This window comes from Salmonella sp. SSDFZ69 (assembly GCF_004010755.1).
GTDB classification, from domain to species: Bacteria; Pseudomonadota; Gammaproteobacteria; order Enterobacterales; family Enterobacteriaceae; genus Salmonella; species Salmonella enterica.
This window is the reverse complement of record NZ_CP034831.1, coordinates 3,494,158-3,508,199: the sequence shown is the minus strand read 5'-3', so window position 1 is coordinate 3,508,199 and position 14,042 is coordinate 3,494,158. Positions and strand designations below refer to the sequence as shown.

The following is a 14,042-nucleotide window of genomic DNA, read 5'->3' as shown; positions in this document are numbered from 1 at the left end:
TAAAACGGTTGCTTCATTAAAGGAGATCGCAATGACGTTACCGAGTGGACACCCGAAAAGTAGATTGATCAAGAAATTTACCGCGCTTGGCCCCTATATCCGGGAAGGGCAGTGCGAAGACAATCGTTTTTTTTTCGATTGCCTGGCAGTTTGCGTCAACGTGAAGCCCGCGCCAGAGAAGCGTGAATTTTGGGGCTGGTGGATGGAGCTGGAAGCACAAGAGAAACGCTTCACTTATCGTTATCAGTTTGGTTTGTTTGATAAAGAGGGCAACTGGACCGCAGTGCCGATTAACGAAACCGAAGTGGTGGAGCGACTGGAATACACGCTACGCGAGTTTCATGAAAAGCTACGCGACCTGCTGATTTCTATGGAGCTGGCGCTGGAGCCGTCTGACGATTTCAACGACGAGCCGGTAAAACTGTCGGCATAACCCTGCTGTCATGCCTGATGGCGTAGCGCCATCAGGCACAATGCGACTTATCAGAACTGGTAGGTCAACCCTATTGCCACAATATCATCGTCATTAATGCCTAACGTGTTATCGCTATCAAGCTGATTGATTTTGTAATCTACAAACGCGGACATATTTTTGTTGAAGTAATAGGTTGCGCCAACGTCAATGTAATTCACCAAATCCTCACTGCCGACGCCCTCAATATCTTTGCCTTTTGACAGCACATAGCCTAATGACGGACGCAGACCAAAATCAAACTGATACTGGATAACCGCTTCGAAATTTTGGGTTTTATTGGCAAATCCGCCGGAAACTGGCGTCATGTTGCGGGTTTCTGAATAGAAAGTCGCAATATAAATATCATTCGCGTCATACTTTACACCCGTAGCCCAGGCTTCGGCTTTATCGCCCGTACCGCGGCGCTGCAGATTTTGCTCCCTGGTGCGATCGGAGAGAGTATAAGCGCCGCTGACGGCAAAATCGCTGCCGCCGAAATCATAGCTCACAGATGTGCCGAAGCCGTCGCCGTTTTGCTTTTTCACATCGCGATCTTCGTTTTTCCCCTGATACTGTAAGGTAAGATCCAGTCCATCAACGATGCCGAAGAAATCGGTATTGCGGTAAGTCGCCAGCCCGCTGGCGCGTTTAGTCATAAAATTATCGGTCTGGGCGGAAGAGTCGCCGCCGAATTCGGGAAACATATCCGTCCAGGCCTCAACATCGTACAGCGCGCCCAGGTTACGTCCATAGTCAAAAGAACCGATATCTTTTAATTTCAGGCCAGCAAAGGCCAGGCGGGTTTTTTGCTGGGACGAATCACTTTCGGCTTTATTACCGGCAAACTCAGCTTCCCAGCGCCCGTAGCCGGTCAATTGATCGTTAATTTGCGTTTCGCCTTTAAAACCAAAACGAACGTAGCTTTGATCGCCATCTTTGCTGTCATAATCGCTCATATAGTGCATGGCTTTAACTTTTCCATACACATCAAGCTTATTACCGTTTTTATTGTAAACCTCGGCGGCGTGAACAGATGCTGATGCGATGATACTCACCACTATTGCCAGAGTGCTCTTATTCATTTCCATTCCTGTTTTAATTACGCGCTATGATTTGTCGGGAAACCCGGTAAAAAACAGGAAGGTTTTTAACGTTCGGTAATGAAAGATTTATGACAAAGTGAGAGTTTTTTTAAAAAAATATGTTTAATTGTTGCGGTAATAAAATGGTCAAATTCTGCCGCTACGCTTGCTGATCCTGCGCAACAAAATTTCACGCTACGCGTACAGGTTGTTGGCAACCGGAGCCAGTCCTGCTAAAACGTTCATTTGGTCTTTATTTTTTATTTTGAACGGCAGAGAATCATGAGTGACAGCCAGACGCTGGTCGTAAAACTCGGCACCAGCGTGCTAACAGGCGGATCGCGCCGCCTGAACCGTGCCCATATCGTAGAACTTGTCCGCCAGTGCGCGCAGCTACACGCCGCGGGACATCGTATTGTTATTGTTACCTCTGGCGCGATTGCCGCCGGACGTGAACATCTCGGCTACCCGGAACTGCCGGCAACGATCGCCTCTAAACAGCTTCTGGCGGCGGTAGGGCAAAGCCGCCTGATTCAACTGTGGGAGCAGTTGTTTTCAATTTACGGTATCCACATCGGGCAGATGCTGTTGACGCGTGCGGATATGGAAGACAGAGAGCGCTTTCTGAACGCCCGCGATACGCTGCGTGCATTACTGGATAACCATATTGTGCCGGTTATCAATGAAAATGATGCCGTTGCGACAGCGGAAATTAAAGTGGGCGACAACGATAACCTCTCCGCGCTGGCGGCGATCCTGGCAGGCGCGGATAAACTGCTGCTGCTGACCGATCAGCAAGGATTATTTACCGCCGATCCGCGTAGCAATCCGCAGGCGGAGCTTATCAAAGATGTGTATGGCGTTGACGATGCGCTGCGCTCTATCGCGGGAGACAGCGTTTCCGGGCTGGGAACCGGTGGTATGAGCACTAAGCTTCAGGCGGCAGACGTGGCCTGTCGCGCGGGTATTGATACGATTATTGCCTCAGGCAGTAAACCGGGCGTGATCGGCGATGTGATGGAGGGGATTTCCGTCGGCACCCGTTTTCATGCGCAAGCCTCGCCGCTGGAGAACCGCAAACGTTGGATCTTCGGCGCGCCGCCGGCAGGCGAAATTACGGTTGATGAAGGCGCAACCGCGGCAATGCTGGAACGTGGCAGTTCACTTCTGCCAAAAGGCATCAAAAGCGTGACGGGCAATTTCTCGCGGGGGGAGGTCATCAGAATTTGTAACCTGCAAGGGCGTGATATCGCTCATGGCGTCAGCCGTTATAACAGTGATGCTCTGCGGCGGATAGCCGGTCACCACTCTCAACAAATCGATGCGATTCTGGGCTATGAATATGGCCCGGTCGCTGTTCATCGTGATGACATGATTACTCGATAAGGAACAGGCATATGCTGGAACAAATGGGCATTGCTGCTAAAGCGGCGTCGTATAAGCTGGCGCTGCTCTCCAGCGGCGAAAAAAATCGCGTGCTGGAAAAAATAGCCGATGAACTGGAAGCGCAAATGGAAAGTATCCTCAGCGCGAACGTACAAGATGTTGAGCAGGCGCGAGCCAATGGCCTGAGCGAAGCGATGCTGGACCGCCTGGCGCTGACCCCTGCGCGTCTGAAAGCGATTGCTGACGATGTGCGCCAGGTCTGTAATCTCGCCGACCCGGTCGGGCAGGTGATCGACGGCGGTCTGCTGGACAGCGGGCTACGTCTGGAGCGCCGCCGCGTGCCGTTGGGCGTGGTTGGCGTTATCTATGAGGCGCGTCCGAATGTTACCGTTGATGTGGCTTCTTTGTGTCTGAAAACCGGTAATGCGGTGATTCTACGCGGTGGGAAAGAGACGCATCGCACGAATGCCGCAACCGTTCGTGTCATTCAGAAGGCGCTGAAAGCTTGCGGTTTACCGGAGGCGGCGGTTCAGGCGATTGATAATCCGGACCGTTCGCTGGTCAATGAAATGCTGCGTATGGATAAGTACATCGATATGCTGATCCCGCGCGGCGGCGCAGGCTTGCATAAACTGTGCCGCGAGCAATCCACCATTCCGGTGATTACCGGCGGGATTGGCGTGTGCCATATTTTTGTCGATAGCAGCGCAGACATCGCCCCGGCGCTGAAGATTATCGTCAACGCCAAAACCCAGCGCCCGAGCACCTGTAACACGGTGGAAACCTTGCTGGTGCATCAGGACATCGCAGAACGCTTTTTGCCTGCGCTGAGCAAGCAGATGGCGGAGAGCGGTGTGACGTTGCATGGGGATGAAACCGTCATGCAGGAGCTGCATGGCCCTGCCAAACTGGTGCCGCTGAAACCGGAAGAGCTGGATAACGAGTTTCTGTCTCTGGATCTGAACGTTGTGGTGGTCGAAAATATGGATGGCGCTATCGCTCACATTCGCGAACATGGTACTCAGCACTCCGATGCGATTTTGTCGAGTGATATGCATAATGCTGCGCGTTTTGTGAACGAAGTGGATTCCGCTGCGGTTTATGTGAACGCCTCTACCCGTTTTACCGACGGCGGGCAGTTTGGGCTTGGCGCAGAAGTGGCGGTCAGCACGCAGAAATTACATGCCCGCGGTCCGATGGGGCTTGAAGCGCTTACCACCTATAAGTGGATCGGCTTTGGCGATGGTACGATTCGTGCGTAATTAATGACGAGCGGTGCAAAAATAGCCGGTTGAGTAGCAAGGCTATTGACGCACCGCCCGGTTAGTTTTAACCTTCTACCCCGTGATTCACCCGCGTGAACACACCCTTCTCAGGGCCGATATAGCTCAGTTGGTAGAGCAGCGCATTCGTAATGCGAAGGTCGTAGGTTCGACTCCTATTATCGGCACCATCTCAAGTTCCTCAAATGTCCGTATTCATCCATAAATACACTGATTTATAACGACTTTATTGCTTTTTTGTCCATCACCGTCCGTAACCATCCAGTAGAATCCGACACTGAATGTGTATAGGATTGTGTATATGTTCCTGTTCGGTCTTGGATTCCTATCCACATGCCTTTAAACGATATGCAGATTCGCCGCGCTAAGCCTGAAACTAAAGCCTATACACTCGGAGATGGGCAAGGGTTGTCATTGCTAATTGAACCTAATGGAAGCAAGAGCTGGCGGTTCCGTTATCGTTTTGCCGGTAAGCCAAAAATGATCTCGCTGGGTGTGTATCCGACGATCACACTTGCAGATGCCAGTTCTCGTCGTGATGATGCCCGAAAACTTGTGGCAGAAGGAAAGAACTGTGATCCTACCCGCGTAATATGGGTACAACCCTAAGCGAGGTTCTGGTTTTCAAATTGTTCCGGACTGAGACCGCCACAGGCACTGTGACGACGCCACCGATTGTAATCACACTCACTATAATTAAACACTGCTGTCCGCATTATTTCCCGGCTGACAAAGTCCTCTCCGTGGATACATTCCACCCTCAGCGTATGGAAGAAGCTTTCCGCACAGGCATTGTCGTAACAACAACCTCTGGCGCTCATACTTCCCCGCAGATTATGGCGTTTCAGTAAGTTCTGGTAATCCGTTGAACAGTACTGACCGCCTCTGTCTGTATGCACGATGACATTTTCCGGACATTTACGCCGCCACAGCGCCATCTGTAACGCATCGCAGGCCAGCTGTGCTGTCATCCGCGAAGACATCGACCAGCCAATGACTGACCGCGACCACAGAGCGATAACCACGGCCAGATAAAGCCAGCCTTCACCAGTGCGAAGATACGTGATGTCACCCACCCACTTCTGATTCGGGCCGCTGGCGTAAAAGTCCTGCTTCAGCAGATTCTCTAAGATTGGCAGACCATGTTTGTGGTAACTGACCGGACGGAACCAGCGCGAGGCTTTCGCCCGCAGCCCCTGCCGACGCAGGCTGGCCGCCACGGTTTTCACGTTGAACTGGTAACCCTGAGCACGAAGCTCATCCGTCAGGCGTGGCGCACCATAGCGTTGTTTTGCGTCACTGAATGCTTCCCGGACGACGTTATCACAGACAAGGCGGAACCGCTGACGCCGGTTTATCTGATGACGACGCTGATGCCAGACGTACCAGCCGCTACGGGCAACCTGATAATACACGGCACATGGCTTTGATATTGAACTCAGCCTGATGGTTTTCGATGAAGACATACTTCATTTCAGGCGCTTCGCGAAGTATGTCGCGGCCTTCTGGAGAATGGCCAGTTCCTCATCCCGTTCTGCCAGTTGACGTTTCAGACGGGCGATCTCAGCGGACATCTCCTGCTCGCGTTCAGAAGAAGAGAGCTGATTTTGCTGTTTGCTTCGCTAGTTGTAGAGCTGTGATTCATACAGGTTAAGTTCGCGGGCGGCAGCGGCTACCCCAATGCGTTCAGCCAGTTTCAGGGCTTCCTGACGAAATTCAGGCGTGTGCTGCTTGCGTGGCTTTTTGGTGGTTGATGCTGGTTTTGTCATGTGAGTCACTTCTTACTTGTGAGTTTACTCACTTAGTCGCGTGTCCACTATTGCTGGGTAAGATCAATGGCCTCGCTGACCGGTCATGACATGAACGCCGTGCATATCCAGGATCTTCTGGCGGTGGATACGTTTATTCCCCGCGCGGTGCAGGGTGGCATTGCCGGGGAATGTTCAATGGAAAACGCCGTTGGCATTGCGGCGATGGTGAAATCCGATCGCTTACAGATGCAGGCTATCGCCAGCGAGCTAAGCGCCCGGTTAAATACCCCAGTTGAAGTCGGTGGTGTGGAAGCCAACATGGCTGTGGCTGGCGCGTTAACGACGCCTGGATGCGCCGCTCCGCTGGCGATCCTCGATTTAGGCGCAGGATCCACCGATGCCGCCATTATCAATAACGATGGCGTAGTACAGCGTTGTCGCCGGGCAGGGTAATATCCGTGGTACTGAAGGCCCGCGCAATGCGGTGGCGACCGGGCTGGTTTTAGCCGGAGAAGCCAAAAAATAGTGCAGAAAATAGCCGCGAAAGCGTTTAGCTGCGGGGTAAGTCAAAGAAAGGCGATGTTCTCTTTGATATCCCGGCGGAGTTGGGTACATAGTATCAAGGTGTCTCTCACGTGGTTAATTTTAAGGATAAGAGCATGCCAACAGCAATTGAAAAAGCCTTGGATTTTATTGGTGGTATGAACACATCGGCGTCAGTACCCCATTCAATGGATGAAAGTACCGCTAAGGGAATTTTAAAGTATTTGCATGATTTAGGCGTGCCAGTAAGCCCGGAAGTTGTGGTGGCACGGGGTGAGCAGGAGGGATGGAATCCTGAGTTCACGAAAAAAGTGGCCGGATGGGCAGAAAAAGTCGCCTCCGGTAACCGCATCCTTATCAAAAACCCAGAGTATTTTTCGACCTATATGCAGGAGCAGCTCAAAGAACTCGTGTGAGCTGACTATCGAATAAAACGCTAACGGACGTTTCCATCTAAGGATGGCGGCGTCCAGAAGGGTTGCCAGTGACAGTTTTGGATTGCCGATTCATTTCTTTTCGTCAAATTAATGTCTATATATTTATTGAATAAATATATAGTTCATAACTTACTACGTTGCCATTACCGCGTCATTCTTAGATGATCTACATTTCATAAAACACTTGATTCCATTTCGTCTCTATTAAGAAAAATAAAATGTGAACGCTGTCAATTCTGTAAACGTAAAAGATAAATATTGTATACACGGATGTTTGTTGGCAAACAGGCAGATGGCAATCAGGATCTTTTACGGAACATTGTGTATGAAAAATAATATTGAAGAGACAATAGGTAAGTACTTGCCTGTTTTAATGATATTACCTCTGGCGGGTTTGGCAGAGTTAGCTTCTTTATATTCAATCCAGGCTTTATTACCAAAGTTAAGTGAGGTTTATAATATCCCATTGAATCAGGTAGGGATGATTTTGTCTGCTGAGGTGGGGTTTCTGGCATTAGCCATGTTATTTAGCGGCACGTTATCTGACCGTTTTGGGCGAAAGCCAATCATTTTTTATTCGTTGCTGGCAGGAGGTATTTTAACTCTATTGTGCGCAACTGCATCATCATGGCCGATGCTGGTGGTATACCGCGCTTTGCTCGGCATTGCAGTAAGTGGTATTACGGCGGCCGTTACAGTCTATATCAGTGAAGAAGTCTCTCCTGCTTTGGCAGGGATTGTTACTGGATATTTTATTTTTGGCAATTCGCTAGGGAGTATGTCTGGTCGTGTGTTTGCAACTTTGATGATGGAGCATGTATCTATAGATACGATTTTCTTTATCTTCGGTGGTGTTCTGATTGCTATGGCACTCGCGGTGAAGTTGTTTCTCCCGACATCCCGACAGTTTGTTCCTACACCTTCACTACAGCTTGGTGCAGTGTTGAAAGGCGGGTTGGAACATTTTAAGAATATCCGCGTATCATTATGTTTTGTCATTGGATTTATTCTTTTCGGCTCTTTTACGTCCATCTTTAATTTTCTGGCGTTTTACCTGCATCGACCGCCTTATGAGCTGAGCTACACCTGGATAGGTTTGATTCCAGTTAGCTTCTCATTAACTTTTTTTCTTGCGCCATATGCTGCCCGTGTCGCGTTGAATATTGGGTCGATGAATGCGCTCAGTATGCTGATCATCTGTATGATGGTCGGTGCATTTCTTACGCTAATCGCCCCTTCTCTGTGGGTTTTCATTTCAGGTATCGTTTTACTGTCAGTCGCATTTTTCTCTGCTCATTCCACCGTATTAGCCTGGGTCAGTTCACGGAGTCCAAACGCAAAAGGACAGGCGACATCGTTTTATCTGCTTTGCTACTACTCTGGCGGTGCAGTAATGGGGTATTTAAACGGGTATCTTTTCTCCTGGCAGGGATGGAATGCTATTGCGGCATCATGTCTGATGATGCTGGGGATAGGATTATTTATCTGCCGGTTTATTTTCGCAAAATATGAGAAACAACCGCAAATCAAAAAACAGTCAGTTCAGGAGAGTTTCTGATTATAGACACGAAGTGTGTTTTTATACTTTCCATAATGGAATCATCATTTTTTCATTAATGTGTCACTATAGCTAAAAGCTTAAATTGTGAATATTTGGCTACCCGGATATTCGTTGCTCCAGGAATATATATGTCTGCTAAAACGCTGTATGAAAAATTAGTTGAGTCACATACCATTCGTGAACTTGATAACGAAGGACATGTTTTACTTTATATTGATCGTTCAATACTGAATGAATATACCAGCCCGCAGGCATTTAGCGGGTTAAGAGAACGCGGTCGCACCGTTCGGCACCCCGACACGTTTTTATTGAATATTGACCATGTTAATCCCACGCGGTCGCAACGGGATGTCTTAATGACCGATCCGGGAGGACAGCTACAGGTTGATTACTTTCGGGAAAATGCCGCTGACTTTGGCATCACATTATTTGATGTGCTGGATCCGCGTCAGGGGATTGAACACGTGGTTGCTCATGAACAAGGGCTAGTGATGCCTGGCATGGTGATCGCCGCCGGGGATAGTCACACGACAACCTATGGTGCATTTGGCGCGCTGGGCTTTGGTATCGGGACGTCGGAAATTGAACATCTGCTGGCCACGCAGACGCTGGTTTACCGCAAGCTCAAAACCATGCGCGTAAGTGTTCAGGGAGAGCTACCTTTCGCCTGTTCCGCAAAAGATATTGTTCTTGAATTGCTTGAACGTATTGGCGCTGATGGCGCGACCGGATATGCCATTGAATTTGTGGGTGAGGCCATCAGCGCGTTGAGCGTTGAAGGACGAATGACGCTCTGCAACATGGCGGTAGAAGCGGGGGCGCGTGGTGCCATTATTGCGCCGGATAAAAAGGTTTTTGACTATATCTACGGTAAACCGCAAATGCCTGTAGGTGAACTCTGGCAGCAGGCATTGCTGGAATGGTCACAGTTGAGCAGCGATGCTGATGCGGTATTTGATAAGACGGTGGCGATCAACTGCCATGATCTTGAGCCTAAAGTCACCTGGGGAATCAGTCCGGATCAAACAGGTTCCATCACCGGACGTGTGCCTTTCCCGGAACAGGAAACCAATCCGCTTAAGCGCCTGGCGCTTGAGAAGGCCCTTCATTACATGGGATTAACGGCTGGCATGTTGCTGAAAGATATTCGTATCTCTCACGCTTTTATTGGTTCATGCACAAATGGTCGCATTGAGGATTTGCGTGCCGTTGCGAAGGTACTTGAAGGGCGCAAAATCGCCAGCCATGTTCGCGGGATCATAGTGCCTGGTTCAACAATGGTAAGACGCCAGGCGGAAGAAGAAGGACTGGCGAAAATCTTTATTGCTGCCGGTTTTGAATGGCGGCAGTCGGGTTGCTCAATGTGCCTTGCGATGAATGAAGATGTGTTGTCGCCCGGCGATCGCTGTGCATCAGGTACGAACCGTAATTTCCCTGGACGACAGGGCGCTGGAGCAAGAACGCATTTGATGAGCCCGGCGATGGTTGCGGCGGCGGCGGTAGAGGGGCATCTGGTCGATGTTCGGTCATTACTTCAGGCAGGGGAATAAGATGGATACGTTTAAGCAAATCAGCGGGCGAATTGCGCCGATGCTGGAACCGAATATCGACACTGATGTGATTATGCCAAAACAGTTCCTGAAAGGGATCGATCGCCAGGGGCTGGATAAAGGGGTGTTTTTCGATCGTCGCTTTATGGCTGGCGGCCAACCAAATCCTGATTTTATTCTGAACATGCCGGGCTGGCAGAGCGCGACATTCCTGCTGGTTGGCCCCAATTTTGGCTGTGGATCGAGTCGTGAACACGCCGTATGGGGATTAAAACAACTGGGAATACGGGGGCTGATAGGTAGCACATTTGCAGGCATTTTCGATGATAACTGCCAACGCAACGGGATCCTCACGGTCTCATTAGATGAACCTGCTTTGGCGCGCCTGGCGCAGCTTGCCGCGAGTGCTGGTACCAATTCTATCACTGTTTCACTCGATCGCTGCGAAATTACGACGGCAGAGGAAACGATCTCCTTTGTGATCAGTGAACTCAAACGGGCGATGCTGGCCGCAGGCGAAGATGCGATAGCCTGGACATTGCAATACTTGCCGGAGATTGAAAATTTTGAGGTTGCGCATTATTCACGGCGGCCGTGGTTAAAACGCCCTGCATCTCCGCGCGGTTAAGGAAGAAGACTGCAATGAAACTGGTTCAATATCTTGTGAACGGTGGCAAACGCTACGGCATTATGCAGGAAACCGGAATAATTGATCTCTCGCAGCGGCTTGGCGACAAATATCCCACTTTGAAATCTCTACTGTGCGCTAATGCGCTGACGGATGCGGCGTTATGGTGTGATGAGCCGGCGGATTATTACTACCAGGAAGTCACTTTTCTGCCGGTGATTGACGATCCGCAGAAGATCATCTGTGTCGGAATGAATTACGCCGATAAGCGTATTGAGTTTAATGAAACCAACCCGGCCCCAACCCTTTTTGTCCGCTTTGCGGATTCTCAGACCGGGCATAATGGCCTGCTGCTGAAGCCTGAAAATACCAATGAGTTCGACTACGAAGGTGAATTAGCCGTAGTGATTGGGCGGCGATGCTCCCGGGTCAGCGCTGAGGATGCTTTAGATTATGTCGCCGGATACAGCTGCTATATGGATGGTTCAGTGAGGGACTGGCAGCATAGCTGGTTTACGGCTGGAAAAAACTGGCCTTCGACAGGATCATTCGGTCCGTGTCTGGTGACCACAGACGACATTCCCGATCCCCAGATGCTACGTTTACTGACACGACTAAACGGGCGGGAGGTGCAGAACGAATCTACGGCAAATATGATCCATCCTATCGCTTCACTCATTGCTTATATAAGCACCTTTACTCTGCTTTCCCCTGGCGACACGATCCTCACAGGGTCGCCTGGTGGAGTGGGCAAAAAACGCGTTCCACCGCTGTTTTTACACGATGGTGATGTTATTGAAGTTGAGATTGAACATATTGGAACCCTGCGCAATGTCGTCCGGGATAGCCGTTATTTAACATCATCTGTTAGCTGGCATGACGGGAGAAAGTGATGAGTACACTGATTGAATGCGGCGCCTCTCCGTTTATTCCGGGGTTTGCGCTCAAGGATGTTCGTCTGGAAAATGGTCTGACGGTAAGAGTGGCTATCGGAGGCAGCGGTTCACCTTTGGTACTGCTACATGGGCATCCGCAGAATCATACAACATGGCGGAAAGTCGCACCGACATTGGCGCAAAATCATACAGTCATTTTGCCGGATTTGCGTGGCTATGGCGACAGCGATAAACCAACGAGCGATCCGGCGCACCGTACCTATTCAAAGCGCACCATGGCGCAGGATATCGTCATGTTAATGGATGCGCTCGGCTTTTCCCGTTTTGCCTTCGTAGGGCATGATCGTGGCGGACGCGTAGGACACAGGCTCGCGCTGGATTATCCGGATCGTGTGACCTGTTGTACTTTTATCGACATTGCTCCAACCGCGACGATGTACGCCTTGACCGATAAATCCTTTGCTACGCGTTACTTTTGGTGGTTTTTCCTGATTCAACCTTTCCCGTTACCCGAAACGATGATTGCGCACGATCCGGCATTTTTTCTACGTAAGCATATTTCTGGCCAGCTAAAAATAGAGGGCGCGACCTCGCAGGAAGCATTCAATGAATACCTGCGCTGTTACCAGAACCCTGAGATGATCCACGCGATCTGTGAGGACTACCGGGCTGCTGCGACCATTGATTTGGACGATGATGCCGCAGATACGTCGGCGCGTATCCGGTGCCCGTTGCAGCTGCTGTGGGGCGGACTGGGAACGGTAGGGCAACTATATGATGTGGTTGATACCTGGAAAGAAAAGGCGCTAAACGTTCAGGGGGAAGCATTGCCTTGCGGACACTCCCCGCAGGAAGAGTGTCCTGAGTACTTTATCCAGAAACTTCAGTCCTTTTTACATTCAGTGTTATAACTCGGTCATCCTTTGCAACTTCGCACTGATGCTATGAAAACGACACCTGTAGGAAAAAAACATCGCCAGCCCCTTGAGGGCTGGCCTTCTGTTGAAGATCTTTTCGTTTTTGTCACCGTTGCTCGCAACGGTGGATTTGCCCGGGCAGCGCTGGAGCTGGGGTTATCTCCCTCCTATATCAGCAAACGTATCGCTATCCTTGAAAAATGTCTCAACGCCCGGCTTTTTTTTCGAAATAACAGAGTGATGCGTCTCACACCGGAAGGCGAAAATGCGCTGGGTGGGGCTATGCAGGTCGTCAGTGAAATGGATGGTTTTGTCAGTCGTTTGGATAATCAACGTGGTGTGTTGGCTGGTAATATCACCATCAACTGCTCATTTGGTTTTGGGCATAAATATGTCGCAGAGGCGCTGTCGTCATTTATGATCGCCTATCCTGATATTACGGTAAAACTCACGCTAACGGATCGTGAAGTGGATCTGGTGGAAGAGGGGATCGATATTGAAATTCGCGTTGGGGATGATATCAACGAATTGTATATCGCACGGCAGTTAGCCACTAATCGACGGATCCTGTGTGCTTCCCCTGAATACCTCGAACGCCACGGCAAGCCAGAGTCTGTTAGTGCGCTTGTGCAGCACGATTGCCTAATGATTCAGGAAAAAAACTCGGCATTTGGCAATTGGATATTAACGGACGGTAAGCAGCAGACACATTGCCGACTAAACGGTTTTCATTCTTCCAACAGCGGCAGTGTGGTGCTTATTTGGGCCCTGAAAGGCCATGGCATTACATTGCGGTCGGAATGGGATGTTGCGCAGTATATTGAACGAGATGAGCTGGTTCGCGTGTTGCCTCACTGGTATCAGGAAGCGAATATCTGGGCTGTATATACCCGGCGTTCATCAAGTTCTGATCGTATCAAAATCTGCATCGATTTCCTCACGGAGCATCTTGCACAATGCTTGCCAGGCGGTAAAGCACCGGGCGTACTGTGATCAGTCGGCGCCAACTGTCGTGGCGCCAGATGCTCTGACTTACGTTTACTGTTAGGTGTTCTTTTTGCCAGCACCCAGTAGCTTTTAGGGCGTTGCGTTGGTGGCGCGGTTTTGTTTCCGCTATCGTGGCGAAGTTATCTTTTATCCCACCACGCGGCCCAACCTCCACATAGATACCTCCATTATTACCGGATTTCTCACCTGGTTTTAACGTCATATTTTATCTCCTGATTTTTGGGTGACAATTATCGGAGGTTGAGGATTCTATTGGTATCGGCTGGATGGCATTGTAAGTATCACACACTCACTCCATAACAATCAGATTGATTGAGCGACTACTTTAGCTCAATAGATATGTGTTCATCTTAAGCGTATTATCGCAGGTTGGCAATTAAAATCCTTTTAAAAAACAATACCATACATCAATTCAATATGCTGATTTTTCGAGGTTTTCTCAAATTTAGTTATGCTTATGTAATGCTACCTAACTGACTAAAAGTAATGCTCTTTTCACACAAAAGCCTTAACAGAGGAAACGCAATATTACGTGACTTAATGCCT

The 14,042-nt window shown here is 49.7% G+C and carries 13 protein-coding genes, 1 tRNA gene and 3 pseudogenes; 14 read left to right on the top strand and 3 right to left on the bottom strand.

Annotated elements, in window-relative coordinates; translation table 11 throughout:
• Positions 1–31 precede the first annotated feature (31 nt).
• A complete protein-coding gene (gene crl, locus EOS98_RS17520; RefSeq protein ID WP_000174693.1) occupies positions 32–433 on the top strand; it encodes a sigma factor-binding protein Crl in 402 nt (133 codons plus the stop codon).
• A gap of 50 nt (positions 434–483) precedes the next feature.
• On the opposite strand, the gene phoE is transcribed toward crl, so the two are convergent.
• The gene (phoE, locus tag EOS98_RS17515; protein ID WP_001043667.1) at positions 484–1,536 is read right to left on the bottom strand and encodes a phosphoporin PhoE; all 1,053 of its coding nucleotides are present in this window, start codon (positions 1,534–1,536) and stop codon (positions 484–486) included.
• Positions 1,537–1,818: 282 nt separating this feature from the next.
• Here phoE and proB point away from each other — a divergent pair, with 282 nt between their 5' ends.
• The 4 genes and pseudogenes from proB to EOS98_RS17495 form a co-directional block, all read left to right on the top strand.
• A complete protein-coding gene (gene proB / locus EOS98_RS17510; RefSeq protein ID WP_001285275.1) occupies positions 1,819–2,922 on the top strand; it encodes a glutamate 5-kinase in 1,104 nt (367 codons plus the stop codon).
• A gap of 11 nt (positions 2,923–2,933) precedes the next feature.
• A complete protein-coding gene (gene proA / locus EOS98_RS17505; RefSeq protein ID WP_094965256.1) occupies positions 2,934–4,184 on the top strand; it encodes a glutamate-5-semialdehyde dehydrogenase in 1,251 nt (416 codons plus the stop codon).
• 115 nt (positions 4,185–4,299) lie between these two features.
• Positions 4,300–4,375, top strand: a tRNA-Thr gene (locus tag EOS98_RS17500).
• A gap of 163 nt (positions 4,376–4,538) precedes the next feature.
• Positions 4,539–4,793: pseudogene (locus EOS98_RS17495) on the top strand (Arm DNA-binding domain-containing protein); the annotation flags it as partial.
• 17 nt (positions 4,794–4,810) lie between these two features.
• On the opposite strand, the pseudogene EOS98_RS17490 reads toward EOS98_RS17495, so the two are convergent.
• Positions 4,811–5,974, bottom strand: a pseudogene (locus tag EOS98_RS17490) (IS3 family transposase).
• 66 nt (positions 5,975–6,040) lie between these two features.
• Here EOS98_RS17490 and EOS98_RS17485 point away from each other — a divergent pair.
• The 9 genes and pseudogenes from EOS98_RS17485 to EOS98_RS17445 form a co-directional block, all read left to right on the top strand.
• A pseudogene (locus EOS98_RS17485) lies at positions 6,041–6,406 on the top strand (diol dehydratase reactivase ATPase-like domain-containing protein); the annotation flags it as partial.
• A 4-nt stretch (positions 6,407–6,410) separates the two neighbouring features.
• A complete protein-coding gene (locus EOS98_RS25150; protein ID WP_071604630.1) occupies positions 6,411–6,482 on the top strand; it encodes a hypothetical protein in 72 nt (23 codons plus the stop codon).
• Between the two features lie 109 nt (positions 6,483–6,591).
• Positions 6,592–6,915, top strand: coding sequence for a DUF1889 family protein (locus tag EOS98_RS17475; protein ID WP_001539227.1), 324 nt, complete (start codon positions 6,592–6,594; stop codon positions 6,913–6,915).
• A 340-nt stretch (positions 6,916–7,255) separates the two neighbouring features.
• Positions 7,256–8,494, top strand: a complete 1,239-nt coding sequence (locus tag EOS98_RS17470; RefSeq protein ID WP_077909702.1) for an MFS transporter — start codon at positions 7,256–7,258, stop codon at positions 8,492–8,494.
• Positions 8,495–8,625: 131 nt separating this feature from the next.
• A complete protein-coding gene (gene leuC, locus EOS98_RS17465; protein WP_001274862.1) occupies positions 8,626–10,047 on the top strand; it encodes a 3-isopropylmalate dehydratase large subunit in 1,422 nt (473 codons plus the stop codon).
• 1 nt (position 10,048) lies between these two features.
• The gene (leuD, locus tag EOS98_RS17460) at positions 10,049–10,675 is read left to right on the top strand and encodes a 3-isopropylmalate dehydratase small subunit (protein ID WP_126524249.1); all 627 of its coding nucleotides are present in this window, start codon (positions 10,049–10,051) and stop codon (positions 10,673–10,675) included.
• A gap of 14 nt (positions 10,676–10,689) precedes the next feature.
• Positions 10,690–11,568 carry a fumarylacetoacetate hydrolase family protein gene (locus tag EOS98_RS17455; RefSeq protein WP_000780210.1) on the top strand — a complete coding sequence of 293 codons (879 nt, stop codon included), beginning with the start codon at positions 10,690–10,692 and terminating at the stop codon, positions 11,566–11,568.
• Positions 11,568–12,482, top strand: a complete 915-nt coding sequence (locus EOS98_RS17450; RefSeq protein WP_047373146.1) for an alpha/beta fold hydrolase — start codon at positions 11,568–11,570, stop codon at positions 12,480–12,482. The genes EOS98_RS17455 and EOS98_RS17450 overlap by 1 nt, the downstream gene beginning before the upstream one ends.
• A 33-nt stretch (positions 12,483–12,515) precedes the next feature.
• A complete protein-coding gene (locus EOS98_RS17445) occupies positions 12,516–13,481 on the top strand; it encodes a LysR family transcriptional regulator (protein ID WP_126524248.1) in 966 nt (321 codons plus the stop codon).
• On the opposite strand, the gene EOS98_RS17440 is transcribed toward EOS98_RS17445, so the two are convergent.
• Positions 13,426–13,698, bottom strand: a complete 273-nt coding sequence (locus EOS98_RS17440) for a hypothetical protein (RefSeq protein ID WP_001675688.1) — start codon at positions 13,696–13,698, stop codon at positions 13,426–13,428. The two genes, EOS98_RS17445 and EOS98_RS17440, sit on opposite strands and share 56 nt — an antisense overlap.
• Between the last annotated feature and the right edge of the window lie 344 nt (positions 13,699–14,042).

What these genes read in the sequence shown, in the direction of transcription:
- crl (WP_000174693.1), top strand. Translation starts at nt 32, where the DNA reads ATGACGTTACCGAGTGGACACCCGAAAAGTAGATTGATCAAGAAATTT.
- phoE (WP_001043667.1), bottom strand. Translation starts at nt 1,536, where the DNA reads ATGAATAAGAGCACTCTGGCAATAGTGGTGAGTATCATCGCATCAGCA.
- proB (WP_001285275.1), top strand. Translation starts at nt 1,819, where the DNA reads ATGAGTGACAGCCAGACGCTGGTCGTAAAACTCGGCACCAGCGTGCTA.
- proA (WP_094965256.1), top strand. Translation starts at nt 2,934, where the DNA reads ATGCTGGAACAAATGGGCATTGCTGCTAAAGCGGCGTCGTATAAGCTG.
- leuC (WP_001274862.1), top strand. Translation starts at nt 8,626, where the DNA reads ATGTCTGCTAAAACGCTGTATGAAAAATTAGTTGAGTCACATACCATT.
- leuD (WP_126524249.1), top strand. Translation starts at nt 10,049, where the DNA reads ATGGATACGTTTAAGCAAATCAGCGGGCGAATTGCGCCGATGCTGGAA.
- EOS98_RS17455 (WP_000780210.1), top strand. Translation starts at nt 10,690, where the DNA reads ATGAAACTGGTTCAATATCTTGTGAACGGTGGCAAACGCTACGGCATT.
- EOS98_RS17450 (WP_047373146.1), top strand. Translation starts at nt 11,568, where the DNA reads ATGAGTACACTGATTGAATGCGGCGCCTCTCCGTTTATTCCGGGGTTT.
- EOS98_RS17445 (WP_126524248.1), top strand. Translation starts at nt 12,516, where the DNA reads ATGAAAACGACACCTGTAGGAAAAAAACATCGCCAGCCCCTTGAGGGC.
- EOS98_RS17440 (WP_001675688.1), bottom strand. Translation starts at nt 13,698, where the DNA reads ATGACGTTAAAACCAGGTGAGAAATCCGGTAATAATGGAGGTATCTAT.